Origin of the sequence: Streptomyces sp. NPDC006385, from assembly GCF_040612485.1 — a bacterium.
Classification (GTDB): Bacteria; Actinomycetota; Actinomycetes; order Streptomycetales; family Streptomycetaceae; genus Streptomyces.
In genome coordinates this window covers 1-9,364 of the sequence record NZ_JBEXQG010000137.1, presented here as the reverse complement: position 1 = coordinate 9,364, position 9,364 = coordinate 1, and the positions used below count along the sequence as shown (strand labels likewise).

The following is a 9,364-nucleotide window of genomic DNA, read 5'->3' as shown; positions in this document are numbered from 1 at the left end:
AGCCGCGGCCGCCGTCGGCGGTGCGGGCCGCGGCCTGCGGGGAGGGCTGGTCGGGGCGGTGGTCGCCGCCGACGGCGAGGCCGTGCGTGCGGTCGCGGAAGGCGAGGGCGAAGACACCGCGGGCCGGGTCGCCGGCCGGGATCGGGGTGTCGGCGGCCGTCCAGGTCCGCCCTCGGTCGGCGGAGTGCAGCACGCGCGCGCGTGCGGCCCCGCCGGTGGCCAGCCAGACGTCCCTCGGCCCGGAGGCGACCAGGCACTGCCCGCTCGCCGCGAAGCCGGCCTCGCCCTCCAGTGCGGCGGGCATCGCCTCGCTCGGCAGCACCTTCCAGGAACGGCCGCCGTCGCTGGTCGACAGAAGGCGGAACCGGCCGTCCACCGGGTCGCTCATCGCCAGGCCGTGGCGGCGGTCGAAGAAGGTGAGGCAGTCGTAGAAGGCCCGCGCGTCGGTGTTGCGGAAGGACTCGGTCCAGGTCGCGCCGCCGTCCTCGGTGCGGTACACGCGGGACGCCTCGCCCTCTCCGACGGCCAGCACCACGGCACGGCGCGCGTCGAACGCCTCGACGTCCCGGAACTGCAACTCGGCGGCGCCCGGCGGCGAGACGTTCCGCCAGGTGGCGCCGCCGTCGGTGGTGCGCAGGACGGTGCCCTCGGTTCCGGCCAGCCACGCCGTGGACCGGCTGACCGCGGACAGCCCCCGGAAGCGCACCTCGGGCGTGCCGCTGTCCTTGAGTTCCCAGTGCGGCGCCCGGCGCTCGACCTCGTGCGCCTGCGCGGGTACGGACGTCAGCGCGGCCAGCGCCGCCCCGCAGGCCACCCCCGCGGCCGCTGTCCGAAACGTGTACCCCGACCGTCGCGTGCTCCCCGTGCGCCTCATGGCGGGCGAAGCTAGTCCAGTGCCAGCGCGCCGTCCAGACGGCCTCGGCGACCACCGGCGCAAGCGGGCGAAAACGGGCGGCCACATGCGACTTTCCCGGCACGCGGGGGCGAACGCCCCACTCCTGTGCATGAAGGCGGTGACACAGGTCACTCGATATCGGGGTGCACGGATTGGCTGATTCCGTCGTCTCTACCAGTGCCCGGTCTCGTCCGCCCGGACCTTCGTCCAGCCATCACAAGGGAGCAAGGCGTTGTCCACCGTCATCGAGCAGCCCGTCGAGGCCCGTCTCGTCGCCGCCGCGCCGCGGATGCCGAGCATTCCGGCGACCCTTCACTACGACCGGCGCGACCCGTTCGCCGTCCGTATGACCTTCCCGGCCCCGGCCACCCTGGAGGGCGTCGAGGTCTGCTGGACCTTCAGCCGCGAGCTGCTGGTGGCCGGCCTTCAGGGTCCCGAGGGCCACGGCGACGTCCGGGTGCGGCCGTACGGCTTCGACCGTACCGTCCTTGAGTTCCACGCCCCCGAGGGCACCGCGGTCGTGCACATCCACTCGAGCGAGGTGCGGCGCTTCCTGCGGTCCACGAGCGAGCTGGTGCCGCTCGGTCTGGAGCACCTCCAGCTCGACCTGGACCGCGACCTCGCGGAACTGATGCGGGACGCCTGCTGAGGCGTCCCGCCGGGCTTCCTTGAGACGAGGGCCCGGCACCGGGCCCGTCAATCACGTTGACACCGTCCCAGCCCGCTCCTACGGTGTACAGCGGTCCTGTTGCCGTCGATTGGAGAAGGACGTTGCTCGTCTGAGGTCCTGAGACACCGCGTCACACACCTGAGGTGTGTGTGCGCCGCGTGCGACCTCGGCGTTCGAGCCGTCCTCCGGAAACAGGGCTTTTCTCATGCCCGCCCGAGGCCTCCCCGTCGGTCGCCGGTGTCTCGAAACGCGTTTGCCCTTGATCGCTTCGAGCATCCGCGGAGGCCCGTATGTCTACTTCCCTCACCTGTACGTCCCTTGCCTTCACCTGGCCCGACGGCACCCCCGTCTTCGAGGGCCTCGACGTCGCCTTCGGCCCCGGCCGGACCGGGCTCGTCGGCGTCAACGGGTCCGGGAAATCCACCCTGTTGAAGCTCATCGCGGGTGAGCTCACCCCGGCCGACGGCGCCGTACGCGTCGCGGGCGAGGTCGGCTACCTCCCGCAGAACGTCACGCTGGACACCGGCCTGCGGGTCGACGAGGCCCTCGGCATCGCCGCCAAGCGGGCCGCGCTGCACGCCATCGAGGCGGGCGACGTGGCCGAGGAGCACTTCGAGACCGTCGGCGACGACTGGGACGTGGAGGAGCGCGCGCTCGCCACGCTCGGCGAACTCGGGCTCGGCCACATCGAGTTGGACCGCACCATCGGCGAGGTCTCGGGCGGCGAGTCGGTGCTGCTGCGGCTGGCCGCACTGCTGCTGCGCCGCCCGGACGTCCTGCTGCTCGACGAGCCCACCAACAACCTCGACCTGTACGCGCGCGGACGGCTGTACGCGGCCGTCGCGTCCTGGCCCGGGGTGATGGTGGTGGTCAGCCATGACCGTGAACTCCTCGAACTCGTCGACCAGATCGCCGATCTGCGGTCGGGCGAGATCACCTGGTACGGCGGCAACTACTCGGTGTACGAGGAGGTGCTCGCCGCCGAGCAGGAGGCGGCCGAGCGGATGGTGCGGGTCGCCGAGGCCGACCTGAAGAAGCAGAAGCGCGAACTGGTCGACGCCCAGGTCAAGTTGGCCCGCCGCAAACGGTACGGCCAGAAGATGTGGGATCAGAAGCGCGAGCCGAAGATCGTCATGGGGGCGCGCAAGCGCGCGGCGCAGGAGTCCGCGGGCAAGCACCGCATCATGCACGAGGAGAAGCTCGCCGAGGCCAAGGAGCGGCTCGACGAGGCGGTGGACGCCGTACGGGACGACGACGAGATCCGCGTCGACCTGCCGTACACGGCCGTACCGCCGGGCCGGCAGGTGCTCACTCTCCAGGACCTGGAGCTCGCGTACGGCGCGCGCGTGACCGGCGGAATCGATCTGCGCGGGCCGGAGCGGATCGCGCTCGTCGGGCGCAACGGCGCGGGCAAGACGACGCTGCTGCGGACGATCGCCGGGGAGCTGGAGCCGGTGGCGGGCGAGGTGCGGGCGCATGTCCCGCTGCGCTTCCTGCCGCAGCGGCTGGACGTGCTCGACGGCGAGCGGTCGGTCGCCGAGAACGTGGCCCGGTTCGCGCCGGGCGCCACCAACAACCGGATCCGGGCGCGGCTGGCCCGCTTCCTGTTCCGGGGCGCCCGGGCCGACCAGAAGGCGGCGACGCTGTCCGGCGGCGAGCGCTTCCGGGCGACGCTGGCCGCGCTGATGCTGGCGGAGCCCGCTCCGCAGCTGCTGATGCTGGACGAGCCGACGAACAACCTGGACATCGCGAGCGTGCGGCAGCTCACCACGGCCCTGGAGTCGTACGAGGGGGCACTGGTCGTGGCCAGCCACGACCTGCCGTTCCTGGAGTCGGTCGGCATCACGCGGTGGCTGATGCTGGAGGACGGAGAACTGAAGGAAATCACGCCAGAAGCTGTCGGGTATACCGCCTAGCTTCGGCTTCATGCCCGATTTCACGCCCGCTTTCATCACCATCACCGGAGCCAGGGAGAACAACCTCAAGGACGTCACCCTCCGCATCCCGAAAGGCCGGCTGACCGTGTTCACCGGCGTTTCGGGATCGGGGAAGTCGTCGATCGTCTTCGACACGATCGCGGTGGAGTCACAGCGCCAGCTGAACGAGACCTTCACGTGGTTCGTGCGCAACCGGCTGCCCAAGTACGAGCGCCCGCACGCGGAGGAGCTTCAGGACCTCTCCCCCGCGATCGTCGTCGACCAGCGGCCGATCGGGGGCCACTCCCGGTCCACGGTCGGCACGATGACCGACATCTACTCGGTGATGCGGGTGCTGTTCTCCCGGCACGGCACCCCGAGCGCCGGGCCGGCGACCGCGTACTCGTTCAACGACCCCTCCGGCATGTGCCCGGAGTGCGACGGCCTGGGCCGGACGGTACGGCCGGACTGGGACCGCATCCTCGACCCGGACCGGTCGCTGGCCGACGGGGCGGTCCGCTTCCCGCCGTTCGCCGCGGGCAACTGGCAGGGGCAGGTGTACACCAACAGCACCGAACTCGATCCGGACAAGCCCGTCGGGCGCTTCACCGCCGCGGAGCGCGACTTCCTGATGCACGGCCGCCCCGGCAGCAAGGTCACCGTCAACAGCAGCGGCGGCACCTGGACCACCGACTACGAGGGCCTCGCCACCCGCTTCGAGCGGCTGTACCTGAAGCGGGACCTGTCGGCGATGAGCCAGAAGACCCGCGATCTCGTGCGGGAGTTCCTCGCGGAGGGCACCTGCCCGGTCTGCGCCGGAGCGCGCCTCAACGCGGCGGCGCTCGCGACGCGCGTCAACGGCCTGAACATCGCCGACTGCACCCGCATGCAGGTCACCGACCTCATCGCCGTACTGAAGGACATCGACGACCCGGTCGCCGGACCGATCGCCCGCGCCGCCGTCACCGCCCTCGAACGCGTCGACGCCATCGGCCTCGGCTACCTCAGCCTCGACCGGGAGACGTCCACGCTCTCCGGCGGCGAGGGGCAGCGCCTGAAGACGGTCCGCCACCTGGGCTCCAGCCTGACCGGCATGACGTACATCTTCGACGAGCCCAGCGTCGGCCTGCACCCGCGCGACGTCGGCCGGCTCGGCGATCTGCTGCTGCGGCTGCGCGACAAGGGCAACACCGTCCTGGTCGTCGAACACGACCCGGACGTCATCGCGCTCGCCGATCACGTCGTCGACATGGGTCCGGGGGCCGGCGCGGGCGGCGGGCGGGTCGTGTTCGAGGGGACGCCGGGCGAGCTGGCCGGGTCGGGCACGGTGACCGGGCGGTGTCTGGGCCGCCGCAGCGCGCTCAAGGCGGACGTACGGCCGGCGAACGGTGGGCTCTGGGTGAAGGGCGCCGACCGGCACAATCTGCGGGACGTGACGGTGGAGTTCCCGACCGGGGTGCTGACCGTGGTGACCGGGGTCGCCGGCTCCGGGAAGAGCACGCTGGTCGCGGAGTTCACCGCCGGTCACGAGGACGCGGTGGTCGTGGACCAGTCGTCGATCGGGGTCTCCGGGCGCTCGACTCCGGCGACGTATCTCGGAGTCATGGACACGGTACGGAAGATCTTCGCGCGCGAGACGGGCGCCGAGCCCGGGTTCTTCAGCTTCAACTCCGCCGGCGCGTGCGGCACGTGCGAGGGTCGCGGGATCATCTACACCGACCTGGCCTTCATGGACCCGGTGACGACGACCTGCCACGACTGTGCGGGGCGGCGCTTCAGGGACGAGGTGCTGCGGCTCACCGTCGACGGCAACTCGGTCGCGGACGTCCTGGAGATGACGGCTGATCAGGCGCTGGAGTTCTTCCACGACGCGGGCGTACGACGACGCCTGCACGCCCTGCGGGACGTGGGGCTGACGTACCTCACGCTCGGCCAGCCCCTCTCCACCCTCTCCGGCGGCGAACGGCAGCGCATCAAGCTGGCGACACGGCTGCACCGCACGGGCGCGATCTACGTCCTCGACGAGCCGACGACCGGACTGCACATGTCGGACGTCGACGGGCTGCTCGGTCTGCTGGACCGGCTGGTCGACGCGGGCAACACGGTCGTGGTCGTCGAGCACAACCTGGACGTCGTGGCGCACGCCGACTGGATCATCGACCTGGGGCCGGACGGAGGGCGCGACGGGGGCCGGGTGATCTTCGAGGGAACCCCACGGAAGCTCCTCGAAGCCCGCGACTCCTTCACCGCCGAGCATCTCAGGAGGGCCACAGCCTGACCACGAGGGTTTTGTACCGGCGGGTAGTCCCTGCATGATGGCGGACCGGTGCCCCCTGCATCAGGGCGCCGCCACCTGCCATCGATCCGGAGATCCGTCGTGCCCAGCAAGAAGGCCCTCGTCCGCCACCCCAGCCCGCGCCTCGCCGAAGGGCTGGTGACGCACATCGAGCGGGAGAAGGTCGACGTCGATCTCGCCGTCGAGCAGTGGGAGGCGTACGTGGAGGCCCTGCGTACGCACGGCTGGGAGACGGTCGAGGTCGACCCTGCCGACGACTGCCCCGACGCGGTGTTCGTCGAGGACACGGTCGTCATGTACCGGAACGTCGCGCTGATCACCCGGCCCGGTGCCACGTCCCGGCGCGCGGAGACCATCGGCGTGGAGGAGGCCGTGGCCTCGCTCGGCTGCTCGGTGAACTGGATCTGGGAGCCGGGCACGCTGGACGGCGGCGACGTGCTGAAGGTCGGCGACACGATCTACGTCGGCCGCGGCGGCCGCACCAACGCGGCCGGCGTCCAGCAGCTGCGGGCCGCGTTCGAGCCGCTGGGCGCGCGGGTCGTCGCCGTGCCGGTCAGCAAGGTGCTGCACCTGAAGTCGGCGGTCACGGCGCTGCCCGACGGAACGATTCTGGGACGTATCCCGCAGCTGGACGTCCCGTCGCTGTTCCCGCGCTTCCTACCAGTGCCGGAGCAGTCCGGGGCGCATGTGGTGCTGCTCGGCGGGGGCAAGCTGCTCATGGCCGCGAGCGCCCCGAAGACGGCGGAGCTGCTCGCCGACCTCGGCCACGAGCCCGTCGTCGTCGACATCAGCGAGTTCGAGAAGCTCGAAGGGTGTGTGACATGTCTCTCGGTACGGATGCGGGAGCTGTACGCCTGACCCGCTGAGCGACACGCTGTTTCAGCCCCGGGACCTGCGGGTCCTGGGGCTTTTCGCATACCCGCCAATTGCCGACGGAACGGCGGCTGAACAGCGGTCTTTACACCGCCCTTAACCTACGGCTTCGTAACCTACGGATTCGTAGCCTACGATCCCGTAGGTTCCCGGCAACCGCTCGCCGGTCACCTCTGCCCCATGTTGTGCGTCCCCTGGAGTTCCCGTGACGATTACTTCCCCCCACCTCGGCAGTCCCGCCGTCTGGACCGACGCCCGGCTGTTGTACGCGCTGGAGGAAGTGGTCGAGACGGAACTCAACCGGCATCTGAAGGTCGCCAAGGACTGGATGCCGCACGAGTACGTACCGTGGACGGACGGCCGCAACTTCCCCGGCCTGTTCGAGGACGGGGAGGCCTGGGACAAGGAGCAGTCCAAGGTCACCGAGATCGGCCGCATCGCGCTCGTGGTGAACCTCCTCACCGAGGACAACCTCCCCAGCTACCACCACGAGATCGCTTCGCTTTTCGGCCGTGACGGCGCGTGGGGCACCTGGGTGCACCGCTGGACCGCCGAGGAGGGGCGGCACGGCATCGTGATGCGCGACTACCTGCTCACCTCGCGCGCGGTGGACCCGGACAAGCTGGAGCAGTTCCGCATGTCCCACATGAGCGAGGGCTTCGAGTCGGACAACCGGCACTCGATGCTGCACTCGGTCGCCTACGTCGCCTTCCAGGAGCTCGCGACGCGCATCTCGCACCGCAACACCGGCCACCAGTCCGGTGACCCGGTCTGCGACCGCATGCTCGCGCGCATCGCGACCGACGAGAACCTGCACATGGTCTTCTACCGCAACCTGCTGAAGGCCGCGTTCGAACTCGCCCCCGACCTGACCATGCAGGCCGTGCGGGACGTGGTGGTCAACTTCCGCATGCCCGGCCACGGCATCCCCGGCTTCGAGCGCGCCGCCGCCCAGATGGCCATCGGCGAGGTCTACAACCTGCGCATCCACCACGACGACGTCCTCCAGCCGGTCCTCCGCTTCCTGAAGATCATGGAGATCGACGGCCTCGGCCCCGACGGGCAGAAGGCCCAGGAGGAGCTGGGCCTGTACATGGGCGGCCTCGACGCGGAGGCGTCGAAGTTCGACGAGAAGCTGGCGGCGCGCAAGGCCCGGATGGCGGCTCGGGCGAACGGCTGATCGTTCAGCGTGCCGTGCGCCTGAGCTGCAGGCGTTCCTTCTCCGACAGGCCGCCCCAGACGCCGAAGCGTTCGTCGTTGTTCAGGGCGTACTCCAGGCAGGCGGAGCGGATCGGGCACATGCCGCAGATCCGCTTCGCCTCCCGTACGGAGCTGCCCGGCTCGGGGAAGAAGAAGTCCGCCCCGGTCTGCGCGCACAACGCCTCCTGCTGCCAGGCCAGGTCGGGCGGGGTGATCGTCGCGATCGTCTCGATGTGCATGCCAGGATCGTGCCGGTCGGTGAAAAACGTTCGATCAACGCGGGATCAACGCCTCGACGCGGGGCCTCCGGCCGCTCCGATGGTCCCTTGCCGGACGCTGTGGCGCACGGCGGCGCGCGGTGGCGCGCTTGACATGGGTGAAAGCCGAAGCACCCGCACCGGTCACCGACCGTGACCGCGGCGGTCGCCTCCGCCGACCGCGTGCTTCCGGCAGCGATTGTCAGTGGGCGGTGCGAGACTCGGCAGAGCAAGCGGGACCCTTCCGAGGAGGGCGATGATGCTCACCACCCGTTACGTCACCGGCACGCCGAACTGGATCGACCTCGGCACACCCGACATCGAGGGCGCCGGCTCCTTCTACGGCGGGCTGTTCGGCTGGCGTTTCCAGCCGGGCGGGCCCGAGACCGGCGGTTACGGCCTCTTCCAGCTGGACGGCAGGACCGTGGCCGGCGGCATGCAGACCACCGAGGAGCAGGGTCCGCCGTCCTGGACGGTGTACTTCCAGACGCCGGACGTGGACGCCACGGCGAAGGCGGCCGAGCAGGCGCACGGCTCGGTGCTGATGCAGCCCATGGACGTGCTGGACCTGGGCCGCATGGCGATCCTCGCCGACAAGGCGGGCGTGGGCTTCGGCCTGTGGCAGCCCGGCACCAACAAGGGCCTCGACGTCGTCCAGGAGCCGGGCTCGCTGTGCTGGCTGGAGCTGTACACCACGGACGTGCCGGCCGCGGCGGGGTTCTACAACGCCACGCTCGGCATGGAGACCTATGCCGTCGACTTCTTCGGCGGCACCTACACGACGTTCGCCCCCGGCGGGGAAGGGGAGGACGCCATGTTCGGCGGGATCGTCGACAAGGCCGACGACCCGGCGGAGGCGCAGGGCCCCGCGTACTGGCTGCCGTACTTCGAGGTCACCGACCCGGACGCCACGGCCGCCAGAACCCAGGAGCTGGGCGGCACCGTCCGTATGCCCGCCACGCACCTGCCGGACATCGGCCGGATCGCCAAGCTCACCGACCCGTACGGGGCACGCTTCGCGGTGATCAGGAGCGAGCCGGCGCAGAGCTGAGCGGGCGGAGGAGTCGCCGGCGTCCGCCCGGGAGCGGTCGACGACCTAGGGCCTGTTGCGAAAGTGGCGCCTGCCGCGCGACGCCCGGCACGCCCTCTCGCCGCACCGCCCGAAAGCCCGAGTACGCCCAGTACGAGGGCTTCCGGGCGGCACGCCGAGAGAGCGCACCGGACGCCGCGCGGCCGCCCTTCGGGCGACGACGCCAC

General features: G+C 70.8%; 8 protein-coding genes. 6 read left to right on the top strand and 2 right to left on the bottom strand.

Features of this window, described 5'->3' with window-relative positions; all coding sequences use genetic code 11:
• Positions 1 to 874, bottom strand: an 874-nt coding sequence (locus tag ABZ078_RS43630) for an oxidoreductase (RefSeq protein WP_356584129.1), incomplete at its 3' end; no start/stop codon positions are given.
• A gap of 253 nt (positions 875 to 1,127) precedes the next feature.
• Here ABZ078_RS43630 and ABZ078_RS43625 point away from each other — a divergent pair.
• The 5 genes from ABZ078_RS43625 to ABZ078_RS43605 all read left to right on the top strand — a co-directional run bounded on the left by ABZ078_RS43625 (position 1,128) and on the right by ABZ078_RS43605 (position 7,830).
• The gene (locus ABZ078_RS43625; protein ID WP_356584127.1) at positions 1,128 to 1,544 is read left to right on the top strand and encodes an SsgA family sporulation/cell division regulator; all 417 of its coding nucleotides are present in this window, start codon (positions 1,128 to 1,130) and stop codon (positions 1,542 to 1,544) included.
• 311 nt (positions 1,545 to 1,855) lie between these two features.
• A complete protein-coding gene (locus ABZ078_RS43620) occupies positions 1,856 to 3,481 on the top strand; it encodes an ABC-F family ATP-binding cassette domain-containing protein (RefSeq protein WP_356584125.1) in 1,626 nt (541 codons plus the stop codon).
• Between the two features lie 10 nt (positions 3,482 to 3,491).
• Positions 3,492 to 5,759: an excinuclease ABC subunit UvrA gene (locus ABZ078_RS43615; protein ID WP_356584123.1), complete on the top strand. Its 2,268-nt coding sequence runs from the start codon at positions 3,492 to 3,494 to the stop codon at positions 5,757 to 5,759.
• A 99-nt stretch (positions 5,760 to 5,858) separates the two neighbouring features.
• Positions 5,859 to 6,635, top strand: a complete 777-nt coding sequence (gene ddaH / locus ABZ078_RS43610; protein ID WP_356584121.1) for a dimethylargininase — start codon at positions 5,859 to 5,861, stop codon at positions 6,633 to 6,635.
• Positions 6,636 to 6,855: 220 nt separating this feature from the next.
• On the top strand, positions 6,856 to 7,830 hold the full coding sequence (locus ABZ078_RS43605) for an acyl-ACP desaturase (protein WP_356584119.1): 975 nt from the start codon (positions 6,856 to 6,858) through the stop codon (positions 7,828 to 7,830).
• 4 nt (positions 7,831 to 7,834) lie between these two features.
• Here ABZ078_RS43605 and ABZ078_RS43600 read toward each other — a convergent pair whose 3' ends face one another.
• A complete protein-coding gene (locus ABZ078_RS43600; RefSeq protein WP_356584117.1) occupies positions 7,835 to 8,089 on the bottom strand; it encodes a WhiB family transcriptional regulator in 255 nt (84 codons plus the stop codon).
• 277 nt (positions 8,090 to 8,366) lie between these two features.
• Here ABZ078_RS43600 and ABZ078_RS43595 point away from each other — a divergent pair, with 277 nt between their 5' ends.
• Positions 8,367 to 9,158 carry a VOC family protein gene (locus tag ABZ078_RS43595; RefSeq protein ID WP_356584131.1) on the top strand — a complete coding sequence of 264 codons (792 nt, stop codon included), beginning with the start codon at positions 8,367 to 8,369 and terminating at the stop codon, positions 9,156 to 9,158.
• Positions 9,159 to 9,364 lie beyond the last annotated feature (206 nt).

What these genes read in the sequence shown, in the direction of transcription:
- ABZ078_RS43620 (WP_356584125.1), top strand. Translation starts at nt 1,856, where the DNA reads ATGTCTACTTCCCTCACCTGTACGTCCCTTGCCTTCACCTGGCCCGAC.
- ABZ078_RS43615 (WP_356584123.1), top strand. Translation starts at nt 3,492, where the DNA reads ATGCCCGATTTCACGCCCGCTTTCATCACCATCACCGGAGCCAGGGAG.
- ABZ078_RS43600 (WP_356584117.1), bottom strand. Translation starts at nt 8,089, where the DNA reads ATGCACATCGAGACGATCGCGACGATCACCCCGCCCGACCTGGCCTGG.
- ABZ078_RS43595 (WP_356584131.1), top strand. Translation starts at nt 8,367, where the DNA reads ATGCTCACCACCCGTTACGTCACCGGCACGCCGAACTGGATCGACCTC.